Annotated in this window: 1 protein-coding gene; it reads right to left on the bottom strand. The window is 68.8% G+C overall.

The genetic code is table 11. The features are described from left to right. Positions 1 to 327, bottom strand: a 327-nt coding sequence (locus AACY45_RS28920; protein ID WP_339548899.1) for an AMP-binding protein, incomplete at both ends; no start/stop codon positions are given.

The following is a 327-nucleotide window of genomic DNA, read 5'->3' as shown; positions in this document are numbered from 1 at the left end:
TGTCGCGGCCCTGCTCGTCCAGTTGATCCAGGCACCAGCACTCGGCCGCTGCACCCAGCGCCTGCAGCGCCGGCTGCAACGAGGTCTGGCTGAGCAGCAACGCGGCGCGGCTGTCGTCGAGCATGTGCCGCAGACGTTCGGCGGGGAATTCAGGGTCCAGCGGCACATAAGCACCACCGGCCTTGAGCACGGCCAGCAAAGCCACCATGAGTTGCGGCCCGCGTTCCAGGCACACGCCCACCAGCCCATCCGGCCCCACGCCCGCCGCTTGCAGGCGGTGGGCCAAACGGTTGGCCTGGCGGTTCAGTTCGGCGTAGCTCAGGCAAA

This window comes from Pseudomonas sp. RA_35y_Pfl2_P32 (genome assembly GCF_963970735.1).
GTDB lineage: Bacteria > Pseudomonadota > Gammaproteobacteria > Pseudomonadales > Pseudomonadaceae > Aquipseudomonas.
This window is presented reverse-complemented; position numbering and strand designations above follow the sequence as displayed.